Annotated in this window: 21 protein-coding genes; 5 read left to right on the top strand and 16 right to left on the bottom strand. The window is 50.1% G+C overall.

The window, feature by feature from the left end:
* Positions 1–104: 104 nt before the first annotated feature.
* Positions 105–1,853, bottom strand: a complete 1,749-nt coding sequence (locus KJS63_RS09110; protein WP_213618803.1) for an ABC transporter ATP-binding protein — start codon at positions 1,851–1,853, stop codon at positions 105–107.
* Between the two features lie 443 nt (positions 1,854–2,296).
* On the opposite strand from KJS63_RS09110, the gene KJS63_RS09105 reads away from it, so the two are divergent.
* Positions 2,297–2,800 (top strand): ADP-heptose synthase, encoded by a 504-nt coding sequence (locus KJS63_RS09105; protein WP_213618802.1) that lies wholly within the window; start codon positions 2,297–2,299, stop codon positions 2,798–2,800.
* 65 nt (positions 2,801–2,865) lie between these two features.
* On the opposite strand, the gene KJS63_RS09100 is transcribed toward KJS63_RS09105, so the two are convergent.
* Entirely contained in the window at positions 2,866–3,171 is a 306-nt protein-coding gene (locus tag KJS63_RS09100) for a HesB/YadR/YfhF family protein (protein ID WP_374706267.1), read from the bottom strand.
* A gap of 514 nt (positions 3,172–3,685) precedes the next feature.
* Here KJS63_RS09100 and KJS63_RS09095 point away from each other — a divergent pair.
* Positions 3,686–5,431 carry an ABC transporter ATP-binding protein gene (locus KJS63_RS09095; RefSeq protein WP_213618801.1) on the top strand — a complete coding sequence of 582 codons (1,746 nt, stop codon included), beginning with the start codon at positions 3,686–3,688 and terminating at the stop codon, positions 5,429–5,431.
* A 13-nt stretch (positions 5,432–5,444) separates the two neighbouring features.
* Positions 5,445–7,523, top strand: coding sequence for an ABC transporter ATP-binding protein (locus KJS63_RS09090; protein ID WP_244862541.1), 2,079 nt, complete (start codon positions 5,445–5,447; stop codon positions 7,521–7,523).
* A gap of 81 nt (positions 7,524–7,604) precedes the next feature.
* Here the strand turns inward: KJS63_RS09090 and KJS63_RS09085 are convergent, their stop codons facing one another.
* The 3 genes from KJS63_RS09085 to KJS63_RS09075 form a co-directional block, all read right to left on the bottom strand.
* Positions 7,605–8,477 carry a protease complex subunit PrcB family protein gene (locus KJS63_RS09085; RefSeq protein ID WP_213618800.1) on the bottom strand — a complete coding sequence of 291 codons (873 nt, stop codon included), beginning with the start codon at positions 8,475–8,477 and terminating at the stop codon, positions 7,605–7,607.
* A 48-nt stretch (positions 8,478–8,525) separates the two neighbouring features.
* Positions 8,526–8,978 carry a hypothetical protein gene (locus KJS63_RS09080; RefSeq protein WP_068619148.1) on the bottom strand — a complete coding sequence of 151 codons (453 nt, stop codon included), beginning with the start codon at positions 8,976–8,978 and terminating at the stop codon, positions 8,526–8,528.
* 140 nt (positions 8,979–9,118) lie between these two features.
* Positions 9,119–10,195 (bottom strand): branched-chain amino acid aminotransferase, encoded by a 1,077-nt coding sequence (locus KJS63_RS09075; RefSeq protein WP_213618799.1) that lies wholly within the window; start codon positions 10,193–10,195, stop codon positions 9,119–9,121.
* 125 nt (positions 10,196–10,320) lie between these two features.
* Between KJS63_RS09075 and KJS63_RS09070 the strand changes: the two genes are divergently transcribed.
* The gene (locus tag KJS63_RS09070) at positions 10,321–11,241 is read left to right on the top strand and encodes a LysR family transcriptional regulator (protein WP_213618798.1); all 921 of its coding nucleotides are present in this window, start codon (positions 10,321–10,323) and stop codon (positions 11,239–11,241) included.
* A gap of 111 nt (positions 11,242–11,352) precedes the next feature.
* Here the strand turns inward: KJS63_RS09070 and KJS63_RS09065 are convergent, their stop codons facing one another.
* Together KJS63_RS09065 and KJS63_RS09060 are read right to left on the bottom strand one after the other, a co-directional pair.
* Complete coding sequence (locus tag KJS63_RS09065; protein ID WP_068619160.1) at positions 11,353–11,685, bottom strand: four-helix bundle copper-binding protein; 333 nt, start codon at positions 11,683–11,685, stop codon at positions 11,353–11,355.
* A gap of 102 nt (positions 11,686–11,787) precedes the next feature.
* Positions 11,788–12,897, bottom strand: a complete 1,110-nt coding sequence (locus tag KJS63_RS09060) for a CobW family GTP-binding protein (RefSeq protein ID WP_213618797.1) — start codon at positions 12,895–12,897, stop codon at positions 11,788–11,790.
* A 176-nt stretch (positions 12,898–13,073) separates the two neighbouring features.
* Here KJS63_RS09060 and KJS63_RS09055 point away from each other — a divergent pair, with 176 nt between their 5' ends.
* Positions 13,074–13,589, top strand: a complete 516-nt coding sequence (locus tag KJS63_RS09055; RefSeq protein ID WP_374706266.1) for a MogA/MoaB family molybdenum cofactor biosynthesis protein — start codon at positions 13,074–13,076, stop codon at positions 13,587–13,589.
* A gap of 186 nt (positions 13,590–13,775) precedes the next feature.
* On the opposite strand, the gene KJS63_RS09050 is transcribed toward KJS63_RS09055, so the two are convergent.
* The 9 genes from KJS63_RS09050 to KJS63_RS09010 all read right to left on the bottom strand — a co-directional run bounded on the left by KJS63_RS09050 (position 13,776) and on the right by KJS63_RS09010 (position 21,496).
* Positions 13,776–14,306 (bottom strand): hypothetical protein, encoded by a 531-nt coding sequence (locus KJS63_RS09050; protein ID WP_213618796.1) that lies wholly within the window; start codon positions 14,304–14,306, stop codon positions 13,776–13,778.
* 107 nt (positions 14,307–14,413) lie between these two features.
* Complete coding sequence (locus KJS63_RS09045) at positions 14,414–15,412, bottom strand: acrylyl-CoA reductase family protein (protein WP_213618795.1); 999 nt, start codon at positions 15,410–15,412, stop codon at positions 14,414–14,416.
* A gap of 221 nt (positions 15,413–15,633) precedes the next feature.
* On the bottom strand, positions 15,634–17,094 hold the full coding sequence (locus tag KJS63_RS09040; protein WP_213618794.1) for a nicotinate phosphoribosyltransferase: 1,461 nt from the start codon (positions 17,092–17,094) through the stop codon (positions 15,634–15,636).
* 49 nt (positions 17,095–17,143) lie between these two features.
* Positions 17,144–17,689: a cysteine hydrolase family protein gene (locus tag KJS63_RS09035; protein ID WP_213618793.1), complete on the bottom strand. Its 546-nt coding sequence runs from the start codon at positions 17,687–17,689 to the stop codon at positions 17,144–17,146.
* 64 nt (positions 17,690–17,753) lie between these two features.
* Positions 17,754–18,533, bottom strand: coding sequence for an NUDIX domain-containing protein (locus KJS63_RS09030; RefSeq protein ID WP_213618792.1), 780 nt, complete (start codon positions 18,531–18,533; stop codon positions 17,754–17,756).
* 25 nt (positions 18,534–18,558) lie between these two features.
* Positions 18,559–18,978, bottom strand: coding sequence for a PaaI family thioesterase (locus tag KJS63_RS09025; protein ID WP_068619177.1), 420 nt, complete (start codon positions 18,976–18,978; stop codon positions 18,559–18,561).
* A 76-nt stretch (positions 18,979–19,054) separates the two neighbouring features.
* Entirely contained in the window at positions 19,055–19,510 is a 456-nt protein-coding gene (locus KJS63_RS09020) for a YlbF/YmcA family competence regulator (RefSeq protein ID WP_187386142.1), read from the bottom strand.
* A 44-nt stretch (positions 19,511–19,554) separates the two neighbouring features.
* Positions 19,555–21,105 (bottom strand): tRNA (N6-isopentenyl adenosine(37)-C2)-methylthiotransferase MiaB, encoded by a 1,551-nt coding sequence (gene miaB, locus KJS63_RS09015; protein WP_068619179.1) that lies wholly within the window; start codon positions 21,103–21,105, stop codon positions 19,555–19,557.
* 184 nt (positions 21,106–21,289) lie between these two features.
* Positions 21,290–21,496: a DUF1657 domain-containing protein gene (locus KJS63_RS09010; protein WP_068619181.1), complete on the bottom strand. Its 207-nt coding sequence runs from the start codon at positions 21,494–21,496 to the stop codon at positions 21,290–21,292.
* Positions 21,497–21,585: the final 89 nt, after the last annotated feature.

Here is a 21,585-nt window from a genome sequence, read left to right as displayed (position 1 = left end):
AGATCCTAATTGCGATTAATTATAAAAAGTGAAATAGCCTTCTCTTCCGCAGTGCGGCCAGAGAAGGCTATTTGTAATCCATTTCAGTTGTTGTATCCGGCTTCTTAAGCCTGGAGATTCTGAATGCTGTAAAGACCGGCGTAAACGCCATTCTCAGCCATTAGCGCTTCGTGTGTCCCCGACTCCACTACCTCGCCATCCTTCAGTACATAAATCCGGTCAGCATGTGTAATGGTGGATAGACGGTGCGCCACTACCAGTGTAGTCCGGTTGGTGGACAAATCCCGAAGGGACTGCTGGATTAAATGCTCAGATTCCAGATCCAGCGCAGAAGTCGCCTCATCCAGTATAAGAATCGGCGGATCTTTCAAGAATACACGGGCTATGGCGATCCGCTGCTTCTGTCCGCCCGACAGCTTGACTCCACGCTCCCCAACCTCGGTATCGTACCCCTGAGGAAGCTTAAGGATAAATTCATGGGCATTGGCCGCTTTGGCTGCAGCTATCACTTCCTCCTCACCAGCTCCGGGATTCCCGAGCAGGATATTATCCTTTACAGAACCGCTGAACAAGAAATTGTCCTGCAGCACCATGCCGACGTGGCTGCGGAGACTCTGCATTGTATACTCACGAACATCCCTTCCGTTTACCTGTACGGAGCCCTCTTGGATGTCATAAAACCTGGGGATCAACCCCACCAGGGATGACTTGCCTCCCCCGGACATGCCAACAAACGCAATCGTCTCACCCGGATTAACGTTCAGCGAAATATCCTTCAGCACCCACCCGCCATCTTCATGGTATTTGAACCAGACCTGCTTAAAGGCTACATTGCAGGAATCTGCCTTCAGCATACCCGAGCCAGGTTCGTCAACCATATCATAAGGCTCGCTAAGCAGCTCATCCACCCTCTCCCACGAGGCGGATGCCTGAGTGAGTACAGTAGATGAATTGATCAGACGCTTGAGCGGGGCATACAGCCGGTCCAAATAACCGAAGAACGCAACGAAAGTACCTAAGGTCAAATGTCCTTGGATCACCTGATATCCCCCATAACCAATAACAAGCAGCGGAGCAATATCGGTAAGCGTGTTAATGATGGCGAAGGTCCAGGCATTCCAGCGGCTTTGAGCAAGCCCTTTTTGCAGGAAAGCGCCGTTCGTACCCCCAAACTGCTTGCGGTCATAATTCTCCAGCGCAAAGCTTCGGATCACAGAGATTCCCTGAATCCTCTCGTGCAGATAAGCCTGAATCCCGGCCAGCGCCGCAGACCGGTCCTTGGTGAGCTTCTTAAGGCGCTTGTACAGCACTTTCACCGATATTGCGTATAAGGGCATAATTGCGATGGATACAAGCGTAAGCACCGGATCCAGGTAAAACATAAATCCGAGTACAAAAATGAGCGTAAACAAGTCCAGCCATACGTTCATCATCCCAACTTCCACAATATTCTTCGTCTGCTCGGCATCGTTGATGAACCTGGAGATGATCTCCCCAACCTTCGTATTCTGATAGTACCGCAGAGACAGACGCTGGAGATGCTCGTACAGCTTATTTCTAAGGTCATACAGAATCCGGGCCGTGATGTACTGGGCAAAATATTGGCGCATATACTCAACCGGCCCGCGGACGATCACGAACAAAAACAGGGTAATCCCCAGCACAATCAGCAGATGCTGAACCTGCTGCCCGGTGCTTAAGCCATGATTAAGCACCACATCGTCGACCACATACTTAAGCACAAGCGGCAGCAGCGAGGGAATCCCGAACTTCAGAATTCCAATCAATAGTGTTACAATAATCCATTTCGTATAAGGCTTCACAAATCTAAAATATGATTTCCAATGACTCAAAAGGTGCGCACTTCCCTCAGTTGAATTATTTTAATCCCGTGCAAATCGAAATCCCCTCCCAGCCCTTACCCAATTATATAGAGGCCCATTCCCTTATCGGGTTCATTAAATTATGATGAATTCAAAAGACTCCCGCATCTATATAAAATGAACTTATGAAGGCTGCCCTTGTCGGGCGCTGCGATGCCGAGTGTTCTTACGACCCCTGTTGTCTTCGAAATCCTTGAACTAGATATCCAAGTAGGGGCATTTCGGTGACAAAGGCGGACGCTTTGCTTCTCAGAATCACTCGTCCTCTCCGCTGAGTCGGTAAATTCTATAGTTCATTTTATATAAACCACTTGTCCTCATGGCTGCCCTTCCCGTGGAATGCAGGCACGGCTGTTTTTGAAGCGGGGTTATGTTATACTCTAGTCGATAAATTGAAGAATGCGAGGATGTTCATGTCACGTCGATTTGTAATTGAAGCCGTCATGCTGGCGATTTACGGGGAGCTGACCGCTCCGTCCGCCGCAGTCGAATATATTGTGCCCTACCCTACCATTATGGAGTTATACGAATTCCAAAGCAGTCCGGAGCCCTTAATGGGGGACCCGAGCGATGACCAGTATGTGAAGAACAAGATTGCTGAATTGACAGCCTATCTGGAAGAACCGCTTAACCGCAAAAAGCTGGAACGGGCCCTCAGCATTCCCTGGTCCAAAAGCCCTTCCGTTCTGCTCGGACCATCGGTTACCTTAACGATCGTACATGCACTGGATAACGAGCAATACGGCGAATTCCTTGACCCGATTGAAACCGTCATTGTTCTGACCGCCCAAAGGGAAGGAATTCCGGTTCTAACAGACCAGCCGGAAATGATCAGCCGCATCATCGAGGCAGAAATCCCGGTTCAGGTTTATGATATCCAGGACTTTCACTTTGCGTTGGAGGAACCGGTGGGGTGACAGCCGCCAGACATGATAACAGGCCCGCAGCTTGCGGGCCTGTTAAGGCTGCTTCGAGAATATAATCAGGCTGTTTTGTCCTTGACTTTTACATATTCATAGGCGATATCGTCCAAAGCTTCATCGTAAGTAACCTTCAGATCGTACCCTTCCAAATACCATAAGTCCTGTTCTTCCATATAGAACTTGATGCCTTCCGCTTCAATCTCACATCCCGGCGTATCCGGGTTCTCCACTCCAATACCTAGGGAAAATCCGGGATGAATATGGCCGCCGGCACTATAGCGGGCGAAGAAACGGACCGCCTGCCCCTCCTGAAGCTCCAACTCTTTTTTGTACCACTTTGCTGCTGATTCGGTCACGTGGATCATCAGTTCATCTCCTTCGTTTTCACTCTGTAATGGAACTATTCCTAACTGTTCCTACATGGGCCTTCCCCATCTATTCTAGACCATCGGGATAAGAATGCCAAACGTCCTTTTTTAAAAAACACACAAAATAAGTTTGACAGTTTTGCAAATTTTCTGATAAAATCGTCTGCATACGAAGCAATTTGAACAAATTTCCAAAAAAGAAAGGGTGATTACGGTGTTTAGAATTGCAGATATGAGCGCATTTGTGCATGCGGGCAACTCAAAACAGAATACCGGAAGTAACCCTGCAATGGACCGGAATGGCTTTAGCTGAACTTGAGTCCTGCTCATCTCACGGGCATCTTAATTGTTCTGCGGCGGTTACTTGTTGTCAAGTGGCGTACGCATGCTATGTGACCTTAAATTAAGAAGGCATATCGTTTACGGACGATATGCCTTTTTTGTGTAATTTCCGTCGTTTTGCAGTGTTCAAACCAACAAAATTTACAAATGAACCAAAGGAGGGAACCCTATGTTCTCAGTTCTCAAAAACCTGGGCTGGTTTTTCAGAAAGGAAAAAAAGCGGTATACCATCGGGCTCGTGCTGTTGATTATTGCCGGGATTGCCGAGCTTGCCCCACCTCGCCTTCTGGGGAACGCCATCGATGAAATTGTTAACGGATCGATTACCTGGTCCTCATTAACTCAGTACATTCTAATGATTATTGGCATGCTTCTATTTATTTATCTGATCACGTACATATGGATGCGCGAATTGTTTGGCGGATCTAACCTGGTCGAACGGCTGCTCCGCTCAAGATTCATGGACCATCTGCTTCGGATGACGCCTCCTTTCTTCGAGCGTAATCGTACCGGGGACTTGATGGCCCGCGCTACAAATGATCTTCGGTCCGTGGCTCAGACTGCGGGCTTCGGGATACTTACGCTTGCCGATTCCACCGTCTTTCTGGCCGTGATCTTCATCGCGATGAGTACAGTGATCAATCTGAAGCTGACTTTAGCAGCCATCATTCCACTGCCGTTCATTGCCCTTGCCATGAGTATCTATGGTAAAGTCATCCACCAGCGTTATACAGTTGCCCAGGACGCTTTCGGGGATATGAATGACCAGGTGCTGGAATCAGTTGCCGGAATCCGTGTCATCCGTGCCTATGTACAGGAACGCAATGATGAGAAACGGTTTGAAGAGGTCACGGATGATGTATACAAGAAGAACCTGGCTGTCGCCCGGGTTGATGCTTATTTCGAGCCTACCATCCGGCTGTGTGTCGGAATCAGTTATGCGATCGGGCTCGCTTACGGAATTTATCTTGTATTCCACAATGAGCTCACACTCGGCGAGCTCGTCTCGTTCAATATGTATCTCGGGATGATGATCTGGCCGATGTTCGCCATTGGCGAACTGATCAATATCATGCAGCGCGGCGGGGCTTCCCTGGACCGCGTGAACGAAATTCTGTTCACCAAACCGGATGTGGAAGATCAACCCCAGCCTGCAGAGGTCCAGCAGCCTGAAGGAATTGAGTTCAAGGATGTAACCTTCCGCTACCCTACATCATCCACGGATAACCTGAAGCATATTAACTTGACGCTTCGCCCTGGTGAGACGCTGGGCGTAGTAGGGCGGACCGGCAGTGGCAAATCCACACTGCTTAAGCAGCTGCTTCACGAGTATCCCCTGGGTACCGGTGAGATTCTGATTTCCGGGGAGCCGCTGCAGAACATCGCTGCAGATCAGCTGCACTCCTGGATCGGTTACGTGCCTCAGGAGCAGATTCTGTTCTCCAAGACCGTACGCCAGAACATCCAGTTCGGTCTTAATGAAGCTTCGGACGAACGAATCATCGAAGCGATCCGCACCGCTGCATTCGATCAGGATCTGCAGACGCTGTCGGACGGACTGGATACACTTGTCGGAGAGAAGGGCGTTGCCTTGTCCGGCGGACAGAAGCAGCGCGTCTCCCTCTCCAGAGCGTTTATCGCAGATCCGGAGATTCTGATCCTGGACGACGCGTTATCCGCAGTCGACGCGCGGACCGAGGCACGGATCATTGAGAATATCCGGAGCCAGCGTTCCGGTAAAACTACTTTAATCTCAACCCACCGCCTCTCGGCCATCGAGCATGCGGATCATATTATTGTCCTGGAGAAAGGACAAATTACTGAACAAGGAACCCACGAAGAGCTGCTCGCACAAAACGGTTGGTACCGTGAACAGTACGACAGGCAGCAGGTGGAATCCAATCTTACAGACTAAGGAGGTGTCTTAATTGCACACTAGCACGGGAAAATCACTCTTTAAATATGCTTTGACCGCCAAGAAAACATTTATTCTGGCTTTGATTATGCTGGCGATCGGAGTTGCGGCCGACCTGGCCGGTCCGTTCATCGCCAGGACCATGATCGATGATCATGTGCTTGCCATTGAGAAATCTTACCTGCAGACGAATAAAGCAGATGCGTATACCGTCTCGTTCAACCACCAGCTGTACAAACGGGAAGACCGATTTGCCCCTGGGGAAACCTCCGGGCAGGCGATTCAAATTCTTCAGGTGGGCAGCCAGTATGTTGCCGTGACAGGCCAAGTCAGCACCAAGGACGGCGAACGGAGTTATGAGAACGGCAAGCTTTCCATCGTCCACGGATCACAGACCGATACCTATACGGCCGTACCCTTAAGCCGGTCGGAGATTTTTGCATTTTACAAGCCGGAATTTCCGGGTGTCCTTCAGCTTCTCGGCTGGTATTTGGCTTTCCTGGCTGTAACCATTGTGATGGAATTCGGGAAGACCTACTGGCTGCAGTCCTCCGCCAACCGGGTCATTCAGAAGCTGAGACTGGACGTATATGCCCACATCCAGCGACTGCCGGTTCATTTCTTTGACAACCTGCCTGCGGGCAAGGTCGTGTCCAGAGTAACCAATGATACCGAGGCGGTAAAGGATCTGTTTATCGCTGTATTGTCCAACTTCTTTACCGGCATTATTAACATCGTTGGGGTATACGTCGCCCTGTTCCTGCTCGATGCCCGGCTTGGACTCGTCTGTCTGTTCGTTGTGCCGATTCTTATCGGCTGGATCGTGCTGTATCGTAAAATTGCCACCAAATACAATACCATCATCCGCTCCAGACTTAGTGAGATTAATGCAATCATTAATGAATCCATCCAAGGGATGTCCATCATTCGGGTGTTCCGCAGGCAGAAACAGACCAAGGCCGAATTCGAAGCCCTGAACAACGATTATATGAAATATCAGAACAAAATGCTCAATCTGAACTCCTTCACCTCCCATAATCTTGTGAATGTGCTGCGCAGTGGTTCGTTCGCGATTATCCTGTGGTACTTCGGCTCTTCCGCACTCGGCGCATCAAGCGTGGTATCTCTCGGCGTCCTCTATGCCTTTGTGGACATTCTGGGCCGTCTGTTCCAGCCGATTACAGGCATGGTTAACCAACTGGCTGCGCTGGATTCCTCCATGGTGTCCGCAGGACGCGTCTTTACCCTCATGAACGAGTCAGGGGAAAATGTAACGGACGGTTCCATGCCCCGCTACAAGGGCAATGTGGAGTTCAAGGATGTCTCCTTCGCTTATAAAAAAGACTATGTGCTGAAGAACATCAATTTCACCGCCAAGCAAGGTCAGACGGTAGCCCTTGTCGGTCATACCGGTTCGGGTAAAAGCTCGATCATCAACCTGCTGTTCCGGTTCTATGACCCTCAAAAGGGTATGATTACGATTGACGGCAAGCCCGTCACCGAGCTGCCTAAGCAGTGGATTCGCCAGCATATGGGCATCGTGCTCCAGGATCCATACCTGTTCACAGGCACTATTGCCTCCAATGTGAGTCTTGGAGATGCAAGGATCTCCAGAGAGACCGTGCAAAAAGCACTTCGCGATGTTGGAGCCGAGCGCATTCTCTCCCATCTTCCGGGAGGTATCGATGAGCCTGTAATTGAGAAAGGCAGCACCCTCTCGGCAGGGGAGCGTCAGCTGATCTCCTTCGCCAGAGCGTTGGCCTTTGATCCGGCCATTCTGATCCTGGATGAAGCTACCGCCAACATCGATACAGAGACCGAGGCCCTCATTCAATCCGCACTCGAGGTGCTGAAGAAAGGCCGGACGACGTTCATTATCGCCCACCGGCTGTCCACGATCCGCAGTGCCGATCAAATTCTCGTGCTGCACCGCGGTGAGATTGTCGAGCGCGGCACCCACGAAGAGCTGCTGGCCATGGGCGGCAAGTATCATCAGATGTACCAGCTTCAGCTTGGCGCAGCCGCAGAGAAGGCTACCGAGCCAGCTCAGCCGGAACCGGTGGCCCTCAATACAGTCCCGCGCGGAGTCTAAATAGGTAAGAAGCACTCATACAATATTAATGTGCTGATGCAAATAAGATAAGCCGCTCCTGTATGACAGGAGCGGCTTATCTTATTTGGAAGGCTCAATTTCAACTTTGTACTGACTGGAGATATACGTCTCCGCCTTTGATTCCGTAACCACCTGCGGATACATCATGCCCGGTTTAGGAGAGGTCAGTTCATAGTATACGACCGCGTTAGCTTCATCCTTGAATTCAATTTTATTGATATGGATTCCGTATCCTGGATTCGGCTGCATCCCGCGGGATAGAACAATCTTGTTCACACCATCATTAACCTTCTCAGAGGTAAAAGTGACCTCCTGCTGTTCGCCAGTCTGGTTCTCCTTATGACTGTTCACAAATTGAATCGCTTTATACGTCATAACAGCAGCCTCAATTCTTGTAATCTTCTGCTTAGGGTGGAAATTCAACTTGCTATCAAGCGTTGTGATCTTCGACAGCAGCAGGTTCTGAATGCTTCCTTGATACTCCGGATTCCCCTCCGACTCATCCGCCACCTTAATGTACATCTTAATCAGCGGATAATTACCTGTAGCCCGAATACCTTTATACAAAATATGTGCAAATTGCTCCTTAGTAAGCTCAGCTGAAGGATTCGAGGCCAAATCCACCGGAATGTCGTTATCCTTGGCGATTTGAACCGATTCACTGTACCAAGGAGCCCCTTTCTTCGGTTCCGAATCCTGCTTCGGTTTAAGCTGAAGCGCCTTTACTATCAAATGAATGCCTTGAACCGTAGTCAGCTTCCCTTGTGGGGCAAATTTATCCTTTGTAATGCCCTGAATAATATTTTGGCTTTGCAGAGACTTGATCACCTCAGAGTCCTGTCCCTGAACATCCGAGAATGCGGAAGCCGAGGAGACGGTGAGCAGCGAACAGCTGAGGATCAGTGCCGCCAAGGTTTTAGTTTTATTTTTCATTATGAACACCTCCACCCTCCTAACGGCTTTTCCATTCAAAAGGTTGCATTAATCTTCCACCTTGACGAGTTCATACAGCTGGGCCGAATACTGCTGCAGCTTACATTCCAGAGCACGGGCCTCATCCTTGAACGCCTTAAGCTCCTCAATCATAGCGGCTCTTCCAGACGCCGTGAATGTGTCATGAATCCGCTCCTTGAAGTAATCATGCACGATATAGTTTCTCTGCTTCCACAGTCTTGTAAGCTGCTCTGTCTCTTCTGTAGAGAACGAAAAGTTATGCTGAATCTCTCTCACCAGCTGCCCAAGTGAATTGCTCAGCTTAAGCTGAAACAGCTCTTCGAGGTCCTTCTCTGTAAAGACTTTGCCATCCGCCACCTTCATCAGCATAATCAAGTTGGCCAGCTGGTGCTCCAAGGCCTGGGAATAATATACGGCAAGGCCGAAATAGGAGAATAATTCTTTGGCCTGGCTGCTGTCCATCCCATTAACATCCTTCATTACCGAACCATCCTTCAAATTACAAGAGTTTCTATAATCATAACAGGAAGGAGAAGCCGTTCCTATCCTTTTCAAAAACGTATGATTTTATCAATAAAGAAAAACCCGTCCGCCATCATGGCAAACGGGTTACCAACCTATTATGAGTTTGAAAGCTCAACCACCCAGCCTTCAGGACCTTCGATACGTCCCAGTTGGATGGAGGTCAACAAATCGTAAAGCTTGGCCGCAAGCTCTCCGGTCTGCCCGTTATGGATGACAAGCTTCTCATCCCGCCACTGCAGCTCGCCGATCGGTGAGATCACAGCGGCAGTTCCAGTACCGAAGGCTTCTTCCAAAGTGCCATTTTGGTAAGCCTCATAAACCTCTTCCATAGAAATCTGGCGTTCTTCCACCGGAATCTGCTGCTGCTTGATCAACTCAAGTATTGAATTCCGGGTAATGCCGTCCAAGATACTTCCATTCAATGCTGGCGTGATGACTTTGCCGTTAATCTTAAAGAAGACGTTCATACTGCCAACCTCTTCAATATATTTCCTATGAACCCCGTCCAGCCATAGAACCTGGGAATACCCTTTGTCCGTCGCTTCCTCCTGGGCTCTCAGGCCAGCCGCGTAATTGCCGGCGGTCTTCGCATGTCCCACACCACCCGCAACCGCACGGACATAACTGGATTCCACGTGGATTTTCACCGGATGAATGCCTTCTTCGTAATAAGATCCGACTGGCGAGAGGATAATCATAAATTTGTACTGGGTGGACGGAGCAACACCAAGCGCCGCTTCCGTTGCAATGATGAACGGTCTGATATACAGGGAAGTCCCTTCTGAGGACGGAACCCAGTCCCGGTCCACGTTTAACAGCTTGAGCAGCGCCTCAAGCGCCAGCTCCTCATCCAGCTGTGGGATGCTCAGACGGACGTTGGACAGATTCAGCCGTTTGAAATTCCGGTCGGGGCGGAACAAAAGAATCCGGCCGTCTTCGGCACGGTAAGCCTTAAGGCCTTCAAACACACTTTGCCCATAATGAAAGATTTTGGCGGCAGGGTCCAGCGTAATCGGCTGATAAGGAACCACGCGCGGTGAGTGCCAGCCTTGACCCGCATCATAATCCATAATAAACATATGATCCGTATAATATTTGCCAAAACCGAGCTCATGATCTGCAGGCTTCTGTTTCTTGCTATGGGATTCTTCAATTTTGATTGTATATGCCATATTCTTAACGCTCCTTCAACTGCTGCACTTTAGTTAGTTAAATGGTATCATTACTTTATACATATTGAAAAGGATTAATTTTGTCGGGTTTACATACCTTTTAAGTATATTAGGGGGGAATGCTTATGGATTTGAGGCAAATGCGCTATTTTCTTGCCATTGCAAGGGAAGGCCAGATTACAAAGGCGGCTAAATCCCTGAATATGGAACAGCCCCCGCTCAGCAGGCAGCTCAAGCTTATGGAGCAAGAGCTTGGCGTAACCTTGTTCGACCGCAGCGGCAAGAATCTGCGTTTGACCCCGTCCGGCGTGCTGCTCCAGCAGCGTGCCGAGTCCCTGCTGAACCAATACAGTGAGGTGCTCAAGGAAGTGAGAGAGCTTGACGAAGGAATCCACGGGTCGCTATCCATCGGCTCCGTCGTCTCTTGTATTTCCTTATTGCCTAAACCGATCGAACTCTTCCGCGAGCAATACCCCCAGGTTACTTTTAAAATTATAGAAGGAGATCATTTTCTTCTGGGTGAACAGTTAATCCGCGGTGCCATTGAGCTTATCGTTGCACGCCTCCCCTTTGAGGCAAAGCTGCCCGAACCTGTTGAAATTATGCCCCTTCCTTCCGACCCCTATGTGGCTGTAGTTCCAAGCGCCGCATTTACCCGGGATGAGTCCGAAGGCATGAAGATGCGGGAACTCGCGGGCCTGCCGTTTCTCACCTTGAAGACGGATCATACGATCCGGATGCATAAGCAGGTGCTTGAGGAGTGCCGCCGGCACGGGTTTGAGCCGCAGATTATCAGCGAATGCTCCAGCGTTGCAATTATAATCGCCTTGGTGGCCGCAGGCATCGGTTCCACTGTCCTGCCTGAGTCCGTCATGAGTGCATTTCCTATAGAGCAGATTAGAACAATCCGCTTGACTGACGCTGATTTCCATTCCGATGTTGGAATCGTATGGATGAAAGAACGTTATTTAACTAAAAGTGCAAGGCGTTTTATCAACCATTTCGCCTCGACTGCTGACCCTGAAGATGATGGAGCATTGGCGTAATAAATCGGATGACAACCCTTGAGTGTATTTAGTAATCATAAATAAAAGCAATAGCCTGAAACCCCGCTTCCTACAGGGGGTTCCAGGCTATCGGCTGCATATAAGGTTCAATTAAACGGTATGTAGGCAGCTGAGTTCGATCATGCGTCTGCAGGCTTCCGCACACTTCTGACAGTGGTCATGCTCATGCTTGGAGCACTCGGCAACACATGCCTCACAGGCTTTTGCACAGAGTTCCATAATCTCCTTGGCAAAGATGGTTCCCCGGGACAAAGAATCGGCTGTAAACATACATATATCCGCGCACTCCCGAACCAAGCGAATGCAATCTCTTAATGAGGCCAATTCATATTCCTTCAAGCTGGAGACATAGCAATAATTACAAGCATTCATGCACTGAAGACTGGCTTCGATATATTCCCGATATTGCAGATCATGAGTCATGGTATTCATCCTCCTGAAAAGTTCATATTCTCGAACATGCTCGGTTTCGTATATATTTAATTACCGTTCTCTGCGTGAATTGAAACGAAAATCAGGCTGTTGTCACTGTTTCCCAGCCGCATGCTCCCCGGCTTCCAACGCAGTCAGCTTATCCGCCAGCTCCTGCTTATCGAAATGCTCGCCAATAAATACGGCGACATCCGGGATATCTCCTTGCGGGTTAATCTTCATGTAATCCGATTCCCGGTAAGCATACTGGAACAAGAACCGGCTTGACGTGTCCGAGAAGGTTAACACCCCTTTGCCCCGGTATATATCTCTTGGCAGGTCCCGTATCAGCTGTTCAAACTGTTCACTGTGAATGGGACCGTTAAAATAATGGGTGTACACAGTAACATGGTCATGCGAAGCATGGCTGTGACCGTGCGATAACCGGCCATCCCCGTGTGAATGGCTGTCCGCGTTCGAGGTGTGGCCATTATTGCGCTCCGCCCAATTGCCCCTCTCGTGATTCAAGCTCGAACCCATATCCTTGAAGCCAGCTTCCTGCTTCCCCTGACTCCCACTAAAAGCATTCTCGTGTGAACTGATCTGCCCTTTCATTTGAAGCGCCTGCTCCAGATCGATCTGGCAATGAATCGCAGGAAGGATCTCCGCATACGGGTTCCAGCTCCGGATTTGGCGCTCAAGCTCTACCGCTTCCTCCTTGCTAACCCGGTCTGTCTTATTTAGCACTAGGATAGAGCCACAGCGGATCTGATCCTGCATTAACCGGAACGTCTTACCCTTCTGTGACCTTGCCAGTTCAAGCAGGTGCGGGGCGTCCACCACCGTGATCATCGGTTTGATCTCCAGCTTCTGATACAGGGCCACCTCGGCCACCCCATCCAGGATCTCCATCGGGTTGGCAGCTCCGGTTGCCTCAATTACAATCACATCCGGACGCTCCTTCATGATCAACTCGGCCATTTCACCAGCCAGGTCCGCACGGATCGAACAGCAGATACAGCCGCTGAGCATCTCGGCCATGGGGACCTCCTGCTGGACAAGCAGCCCATCCAGATTCACATCCCCAATCTCATTCATAATGACAGCAGGACGCAGCCCCTGCTCCTTCCAGAAGGTTAACAACTGCTGAAGCAGTGTAGTTTTCCCACTCCCCAAAAATCCGGATAAAATATATACAGGCAGCTTGTGCTCTTGCTCACGCATTTGGTAGTTCCCCCATTACTATTCCAATTCCTTGAAAGGGAGTTTACTATATGCTGCACTTGGATGCAAGCGGGGCATCCCCTTACGACAGAAAGCGCCTTTTTTTGAGGGCACAAAAAGGAATGTGCTAAAATGAGGTGGATTAATCATCTTTTCTTAGAAAGTGGGACTCGATCATGCTAAGATCCGTAGATGAACACCGGAGCCAAGCCCCAGACACGGTGAGGTGCAAAGTCATTACTGTTTCTGATACCCGAACCCCGGATACCGACACCAGCGGTTCGCTAATGAAGACTCTGCTGGAAGAGCAGGGATATATCATTCACAGCTACCAAATTGTGCAGGATGATTATGAGGACATCCGCCGGCTGCTTAGTGAAGCGGCCGTAGACCCTTCGGTAGAGGCGGTGCTGCTTACCGGTGGGACCGGAATTGCTCCGCGCGACACCACATATGAGGCCGTACGCAGCCTCCTGAGCAAGGAACTGCCAGGCTTCGGGGAAATATTCAGGTATCTCAGCTTCACAGAGGATATCGGCTCTGCCGCCATTTTAAGCCGGGCTATTGCCGGGACAATCGGGAATACCGCCGTCTTCTCCATGCCGGGTTCCAAAGGAGCGGTTAAGCTGGCCATGCAGCGCATTATCCTCCCGGAGCTGAGACATGTCATGCGGGAGATTTATAAGAAATAGGACAGAACTGAACCTTGTTCAAGAGCACAGCTCCCAGCACGCGAGTAGTGTTGCATGATGGCGAAGGCATCACGGGGCATCGCAGAGGGCATCCGGAGGCATCACTGAGGCATGACAAAGCAAACCACCCCCGGGTAAGGAGGTGGTTTGCTTTGAACTTTTATATAGACCAGACCTGTACTTTACTTAGGATGAACCCATTAACAACCTGAAGATCCGCTCAATCCGCTTGCTGAACGGACCGGTCTTCTCAGCTTGGGAAGCATACACAAGAGCTGTATTAGACCGGGCATACAATACCGAAGCATTGGAAGCTTTGTGATGGGCATTTCCGCTCGCTTCCAGACCGCTATACATCTCCGCCATTTTGCGTACCCTCATCTCTTCGGACGGGAAGGCATGGGCAATCACAAAATGCCGCGGATCTCCGTTAATAAAATAGCTGTAGCTGATATGGCCGTTTGTTCCTTCAGCATAGGTCTCGTGTGTAAGCGGCATGCCTTCCCTGCCGAACTCGCTCTTCAGCTTGGACAGGAATGCGGTATTCAGCCCATGTCCCGCATTTTTTGCTCTCTGGTTGCCCTTCTGGTAATCCGCCATATTGTAGCGGTTATTCTCGCTTTGGGCAATATTTTTGACCTTTCTGCTGCAGCCCAGGCTGACAGCCAGCATGCATATGCATATTAAAAACAGCACGAAGGCTGCCTTCTTCCTCATCTCGGCTCCCCCCCCTTTACCCGGATTCTGTTATAATCCTGATCAAGATTAGGATGAACCGGAGAACAGGGAATTATCCTGTGCGGAAGTCTTTTCCGGCGGCCGTTTTAGCTTATGCGGACAACCTGCCTGCCCACAGACCTTCCTGCAAGAACAGCTTCCAGCGCCTGAGGCAGCTGTTCAAGCTCTACCTCCGTAACGGCCTGCTTCAATGCGCGAACCGGCTTCCATTCCCCGGCAAGCCGGTCCCATATGCTCTGTCTCAGCTGGGCCGGGCACATGACAGAATCGATCCCAAGCAGCTGCACCCCGCGCAGAATAAAAGGAAATACCGTCGACTCGAACTTCCCGCCGCCGGTCATCCCTGATACGGCGATGGCACCGCCGTATCGGACCACCTTGAGCAGCTCACCGGTGCCCGGCCCGCCGACCGGGTCTACGACGGCGGCCCATCTCTCGCGCCCGAGCGCGCCCGCCGCCGCGCTCGCAGCCAGATCCGCGCGGCTGATCACCTCCGCCGCGCCAAGGCCCCGCAGCAGCGCCTCCTGCGGGGCTTTGCCCGTGCTGGCCGTCACCTCGAAGCCCAGCTTCGAGAGAATGTCGACGGCCATGCTGCCCACACCGCCGGTAGCCCCGGTGACCAGCACCGGGCCATTCTCCGGCGCAAGTCCAGCGCGCAGCAGGCGGTCCACTGAGAGCGCGGCGGTGAACCCCGCCGTGCCGATGGTCATCGCCTCCTTCGCGGTAAGCCCTTCCGGCAGCCGGACCAGCCAGGCTGCCGGGAGCCTTGCATATTCGGCATAACCGCCTTCATGGGAGACCCCAAGCCCGTAGCCGGTGCAGAGCACCCGGTCGCCGGGGCTAAATTCACCGTTTGCCGACTCGATTACCTCGCCGGCCAGGTCGATTCCGGGAATGAACGGATATCGCTGGACGATTTTGCCATCGGGTATGCTTGCCAGACCATCTTTATAATTCACACTGGAGTATTGAACGCGGACTAATATATCGCCCTCCGGCAGGGCGTTGATCCCCACCTGCTCAACCCCCGCTCTAAAACCTGATTCATCCCTGGCTACCACAAATGCGCGAAAAGCTGATTGCATTTCTTATACCCCCTAATCATGATTATTCACTCCATCTCTATATCAAATTATGACACAAACCGCCATAAAATTCGGCATATCGAGTGAACGCTCCATCCTCCCTGCCGATTTAACCCGGTAAATCAGGAATCCTGCGCTTTCCCGAGAAATATTTCATGGACATATAAGAAAAGACCAGCAGAAGTTATTCTACTGGCCTGGTTAATCTTATTTTATATATGTTATTCCTCGGTATCCAGCTGGCTCATATGCTCTTCAAGCAGCTTTTGCTTCAAATCCAATGTCATCTGACTCAGGCTGACCCGGTAGATCTCCGGATTGAGCTTGCGCAGATATTCCGGCCAGAACAGCTGAAGCTGCTCTTTATGATATTGTCTGATCTGATCCAGATCCGGCAGACTATACACAAGCTTGCCTTCCACGAAGATAGGCTCAAGCATTTTTACCGCATAAAAGTGCTTGACCGTCTTCTGGATATAAGGATGAAGCGGATTAATCAGCTTCAGCTTGCCACCAGACCGGGGATTGTCCTCATGAGGCAGATTGATATAATCGGCAATGGCTTTGTTGCTGTTGCTGCTGATGATGCGGTACACTTCTTTTTTGCCCGGCGTAGTCACCTTCTCCGGGTTCCCGGAGATCTTGATGGTCGGCTCCATTCGGCCGTCCTTCTCACGCTCAACCAGCTTGTACACTCCGCCCAAGGCTGGCTGGTCCGCTGCTGTAATCAGCTGGGTCCCGACACCCCAGATGTCGATCTTGGCACCCTGTGCTTTAAGGTTGAAGATCGTGTTCTCATCCAGGTCATTGGAGGCCACAATCTTCACATAATCCAATCCAGCCTCATCCAGCATCTTGCGGGCTTGAATCGACAAGTAAGCAAGGTCACCGCTGTCCAGCCGGATTCCGACCATTTTTTTGCCGATCGATTCCAGATGCTTGCCCGTCTGTATCGCGTGCGGCACCCCACTTCTTAGAGTATCAAACGTATCCACAAGCAGGGTCACCTGGTCCGGCATAGCCTTGGCGTACATTTCGAAGGCTTCCTGTTCGTTATCAAACAGCTGTACCCAGGAATGGGCATGTGTTCCCCTTGTAGGAATATTGAACAGCTCCCCCGCCAGCATGTTCGAGGTTGCATCGAATCCGGATATGTAGGACGCCCGGGCTCCCCATACGGCCGCATCTGCTTCCTGAGCTCTGCGTGTGCCGAATTCGAGCAGACTATCCTGCTCTGCCACCTGCTTGATCCGGGACGCCTTGGTCGCAATCAAGGTCTGATAATTCATGAAATTAAGTATGGCGGTCTCAACGAGCTGGGTCTCCATAATAGTTCCCTCAACCCGGATCAAAGGCTCATCTGGAAACACCAACGCGCCTTCCTTCATGGAATACAGATTTCCGCCAAATTTGAAATTGCGGAGCAGCTCGATGAATTCGGGTTTATAGTTCTCTTCCTGCTTCTCCAGATAACGGAGGTCCTGTTCCGTAAATTTAAGATTTGTAATATAATTTACAATTCGCTCAAGTCCGGCAAATACGGCATATCCGTTGCCAAACGGCAGCTTGCGGAAATAAGCCTCGAACACCGCTTTTCTAAGATGGGTTCCATTTAGCCAATGGGCATAAATCATATTTATCTGATACTTATCAGTATGCAGTGCCAAGCTGGTTGTTTGCATCGATCTCTTCCTCTCTGCTTCCATTGCAGTTGTTGCGGTTCATGAGTGGTTAATCCTGACTTCGGCGTACTTCGGCTCCTAAGCTGCCTTTAAAATGCTCTAGCGCCCAGACATGCCCTGCCGGGTTAAAGCTGGCTACGGCGTCCTCAAACACGGTGATGTTAAAGCCTTTATTGTAGGCATCCACCGCGGTATGTAATACACAAATATCCGTGCACACCCCCACCAAATGAACGTCCGTAATCCCCCGTTCTCGCAGCTTTAATTCCAAATCAGTGCCGCAGAAGGCGCTGTATCTTGTTTTGTCCATCCAATAAATCCGGTCTTGGTTCTTCTCATATACATCCTTTAAAGAACCGAACAAATCACGGCCCTTCGTCCCCCGGAGGTTATGCGGCGGAAACAGTCTCGCTTCAGGGTGGTGAATGTCGTTGTTCTCATGAAGATCCACCGCCATAACAACGAAGTCCCCCTGGCTCACATACTGCTCTGTCAACCGGGTAATAACGGGCTCAATTACCACCGCTGGTTCCCCAACAGGCAGGCTCCCGTCCACAAAATCATTCGTGAAATCAATCACGATTAAGGCCCTCATGTTCTCATCTCCTTAAACCTATGGAATGAAGTCCCCTTCATTTTACCTTCGTTCCATAAATATTTTAAGTATAAATGGACAGCTGCGGGGTGAACCCGGTAAACCGGTACAGCTGTGCAGGACGCTGGGAATACTGATTGGACAGCAGAGGTTCACCCTTCTCGTCCCTGGCTTCCTCCAGAATCCCTTGTCTGCTGCGGGTTGAGGTGATTTTGCGGATGAAATTCAGCTCGGCAAAATCCGGCACAACCGTCTGTATAACCTGGTACAGCTCGCTTAGAGTAAAATGCTCTGGAAGAAACTGCTTGGCAATAGTCGTCTGCAGCATCTGCTGCTGAATCCTTTTATAAGCATCCTGCAAAATTTCACGATGGTCAAACGCGAGCTCAAGCTCCTCCAGCGCTTCCTTCATAGTGAATAGACCCACCTGCTGAGCGTCATCGGCCGCCTTCCGCTTCTCCAGCACCCATTCCTCAACCAGAGCAAAAAATGCATGAGAGATGATCCATCCTCTGGGATCACGTCCCGGCTTGCTGTATACGCCTAAGTACTCCAGATGTCTGGCTTCAACTCCCGTCTCCTCTTCGAGTTCTCTACTCGCGGTTTCATACAAAGACTCATCCTCCTGGGAAAAGCCTCCCGGAAGTGCCCAAGCCCCCGCAAAAGGCCAACTCTTCCGCCGGATCAGCATAACCTTAAGATCGAACTTCGGAAGCGATTTGGTCGCTGCCCTCCTCTCCTGCCGCGTCAGGGTGAACATGACGATATCGGCCGGAATTCCGTCAGGCGTTCTATATTTCTTCGCATCATAGGCTGGCGTATTCTGTTCCTGTTCACTTGTCATTACAATCACCACGTCATCTTATTTGTTAAGCTTCCGGCTGCTTCTTCGGTGTACTTCGGGGCAGCCGGAAGGTGCCGGTAGCCATACAGCCAAGCTCCCCTTTCGCATTCCTGATCTCGGCGTGCAAGGTCATTGTTCTGTGCGTCTCATGTACCGGATAGGCCGTAATTATTAGCTCACCCACACCCAAAGGAGCTAAAAAATTCACATTCAAGTGAGTGGTTACTCCCTGCAATCCACCTTTTGCCGCTATTACGGCAAAGCCCATAACCTGATCCATCAACGACGACAAGACTCCCCCATGGACAATACCTACTGAATTCAAATGCTTGGGCTGCGCTGTAAGTGCCGCTTCAACCTTGCTTGGACTGACACTGAGCACTCTTCCTCCCAGCAGTCCCCAGAACGAATCCTCACTCCGCTGTATGATCTCTTCCCATTCCAAGTTGTCATCCCTCCAGCTGTCAGATCATCCCTAATAGCCAAAAAAGTGCGGAAGCATCCTCCCGCACATTCCTTCCTTAATCACAGCTGCTTGGCGCAGCTTCACTTCCCGCCTCGACATTAACTTTCTCCGACACAGTATCACGGATCACAGATACCACCAATTGCAGCAAGTAGTTGATGTCGCTCTGGCTTTGTTGGAATTCAGTTACCAGCGGAATGCTGTCAATTTCATCCTGAAGCTCCTCAATTTCCTTCTCGATCTTAGCCACCATCGCTTTGTTCTCAAAGCTTTCGAAAGCCACAATTTCCTTCTGCTTTTTCTTGATGCTCTGGATCAGGCCTTGTACCCGCTCGTGCTGACGTATCTTCTCTTCAGCCTTCTTGAAATGCTGAACTTCTTCACTTGTGCCGATCAGCTCAGCCAGCTCTTTGGCTTTGGCCATAATATCTTCCCGGATCACCAGATCCCGTGTATCGTATGTCGGCATTCCGCAATCGTTGTATTTAACATTATTAGCCTGTTCCATCATACAACTCCCCCCAACTTAAATATATCCAATTCTCGTAAAGCTCATTAAACAGCTTCAACCTGTTCGGGAACGATATGCCCTTTGATATACCAGGTCATGGAATCCGTAATCTCGACATGCACAAAGGTTCCGATCAGATCGGCAGATCCTTCAAAGTGAACCAGCTTGTTGCTGCGGGTTCTCCCCGCAAGGACATTTGCGTTATTCTTGCTCTGGCCTTCGACCAGCACTTCCACAACCGTACCAGCAACCTTGTCGTTGCTTCTGCGGCTGTTCTCATTGATGACCTCATTTAAGCGCTGCAAGCGTGCCTTCTTCACATCCATCGGAACATTGTCTTCCATCACAGCCGCCGGTGTACCTTCCCGGGGAGAATAAATGAAAGTATACGCCGAGTCATATCCCACTTCGCGGACCAAGGATAGGGTATCCTCAAACTGTTCGTCCGTCTCCCCCGGGAAACCAACAATGATGTCTGTAGTGAGCACCACATCGGGAATGGCCATTTTGATCTTACGGGCAAGCTCAAGATAATGTTCCCTTGAATATTTCCGGCTCATTTTCTTCAGAATCTCCGTGCTGCCGGATTGGACCGGCAGATGGATATGCTCCACAAGATTGCCGCCTTTGGCAAGCACAGCAATCAAATCATCGTCGAAGTCACGCGGATGCGAGGTCATAAAGCGGATACGGGGAATATCGATAAGTCTCAAATCATCCATCAGATTGGCGAAAGAATACTGGATATCTGTAAAATCCTTACCGTAAGCATTCACATTCTGTCCAAGCAGAGTAATCTCCTTGAACCCTTGTCTAGCCAAATCCCTGACTTCGGCGATAACGTCCTCTGGTCTTCGGCTGCGCTCTTTGCCTCTGGTGAACGGAACTATGCAGTACGTGCAGAACTTGTCGCAGCCGTACATAATGTTTACCCAGGCGCGCATACCCTCGCGTTTTTTCGGCAAATTCTCAATAATGTCGCCTTCCTTGGACCACACCTCAACCACCATTTCCTTACTGAACATGGCCTCCTGGATCAAGTGGGGAAGACGATGGATATTATGGGTGCCGAAGATCATGTCCACGAACCCGTGCTTCTGCAGGATGCGGTTAACGACATTCTCCTCCTGGGACATACAGCCGCATACACCCAGCAGTAATTCGGGATTTTCGAGCTTCAGCGTCTTCAAATGACCCAGCTCACCGAATACCTTATCCTCAGCGTTCTCACGGATTGCACAAGTATTGAGCAGAATAATGTCCGCTTCTTTGCGCTCTTCAGTTGGCATATAGCCCATTTCTTCCAAGAGCCCTTTAATCGTCTCTGTATCATGCTCATTCATTTGGCAGCCGTAAGTATAAATCAGATAATGCTTACCTTTGCCCAGCTCCCTGAATCCTTCAGGAACCGTATTCTCATATAGCACTTTAACCTCTTCCTTGCCGCGCTGCTTCTCCTGGCGGTGGTTAGGTTCAGACATAATATGAATTTCACGACCGCGAATCCGAATCTTCTTCCCGGTTTCGTCTTCGGAAATCACTTTGGCATCCGAGAAATCGAAATATTTGGAGTAATCCTTCTTATTCTCTGTCATGCTCCGGTTCACTCCTTTAAATCATCTATCTTTTTCCTGTTTGAGGGGATTATACTGCAAAAAAGCATTGCATCAAATTATACCATATCTGATAACGCTAATCTAGGTTACAGCCCCTAAGCGCAAGTCAAAGAACCGCCCGGTGACCGGGCGGCTCTTTGGAACAGTAACTCATATTCTCGGATTAAAATCCTTTATATTGAGGCTCTTCATTTTCAAGTTGTTGTACGCGGCTTTCCACCTGATTCACAATCTGCTGCGTCTGCGCAGCTGCTTCTGTGAACAAGTTTTTGGCTTCCTGATTTTGTGTGTTCAGCGCGAACTGCTCAAGGTTGGCTTGAGCGCTTTTTAGCGATGCAACAGTCGTTTTTACCTGGGATGCTACGGTCACCTAGAATCACCTCCTTAACTTCTTCTAGGTGATAATTTACCCCCTCGGCCATCTTTTCATCCCATGGAAAAAAGTTGATGGATACCCAC

This window comes from Paenibacillus sp. J22TS3 (genome assembly GCF_018403205.1).
GTDB lineage: Bacteria > Bacillota > Bacilli > Paenibacillales > Paenibacillaceae > Fontibacillus > Fontibacillus tuaregi.
This window is presented reverse-complemented; position numbering and strand designations above follow the sequence as displayed.

Coding starts and splice junctions, on each gene's coding strand:
- KJS63_RS09085 (WP_213618800.1), bottom strand. CDS start 8,477: ATGAAAAATAAAACTAAAACCTTGGCGGCACTGATCCTCAGCTGTTCG.
- KJS63_RS09075 (WP_213618799.1), bottom strand. CDS start 10,195: ATGGCATATACAATCAAAATTGAAGAATCCCATAGCAAGAAACAGAAG.
- KJS63_RS09045 (WP_213618795.1), bottom strand. CDS start 15,412: ATGCAATCAGCTTTTCGCGCATTTGTGGTAGCCAGGGATGAATCAGGT.
- KJS63_RS09030 (WP_213618792.1), bottom strand. CDS start 18,533: ATGACAAGTGAACAGGAACAGAATACGCCAGCCTATGATGCGAAGAAA.
- KJS63_RS09065 (WP_068619160.1), bottom strand. CDS start 11,685: ATGACTCATGATCTGCAATATCGGGAATATATCGAAGCCAGTCTTCAG.
- KJS63_RS09060 (WP_213618797.1), bottom strand. CDS start 12,897: ATGCGTGAGCAAGAGCACAAGCTGCCTGTATATATTTTATCCGGATTT.
- KJS63_RS09055 (WP_374706266.1), top strand. CDS start 13,074: ATGCTAAGATCCGTAGATGAACACCGGAGCCAAGCCCCAGACACGGTG.
- KJS63_RS09105 (WP_213618802.1), top strand. CDS start 2,297: ATGTCACGTCGATTTGTAATTGAAGCCGTCATGCTGGCGATTTACGGG.
- KJS63_RS09020 (WP_187386142.1), bottom strand. CDS start 19,510: ATGATGGAACAGGCTAATAATGTTAAATACAACGATTGCGGAATGCCG.
- KJS63_RS09095 (WP_213618801.1), top strand. CDS start 3,686: ATGTTCTCAGTTCTCAAAAACCTGGGCTGGTTTTTCAGAAAGGAAAAA.
- KJS63_RS09050 (WP_213618796.1), bottom strand. CDS start 14,306: ATGAGGAAGAAGGCAGCCTTCGTGCTGTTTTTAATATGCATATGCATG.
- KJS63_RS09070 (WP_213618798.1), top strand. CDS start 10,321: ATGGATTTGAGGCAAATGCGCTATTTTCTTGCCATTGCAAGGGAAGGC.
- KJS63_RS09100 (WP_374706267.1), bottom strand. CDS start 3,171: ATGATCCACGTGACCGAATCAGCAGCAAAGTGGTACAAAAAAGAGTTG.
- KJS63_RS09035 (WP_213618793.1), bottom strand. CDS start 17,689: ATGAGGGCCTTAATCGTGATTGATTTCACGAATGATTTTGTGGACGGG.
- KJS63_RS09040 (WP_213618794.1), bottom strand. CDS start 17,094: ATGCAAACAACCAGCTTGGCACTGCATACTGATAAGTATCAGATAAAT.
- KJS63_RS09080 (WP_068619148.1), bottom strand. CDS start 8,978: ATGAAGGATGTTAATGGGATGGACAGCAGCCAGGCCAAAGAATTATTC.
- miaB (WP_068619179.1), bottom strand. CDS start 21,105: ATGACAGAGAATAAGAAGGATTACTCCAAATATTTCGATTTCTCGGAT.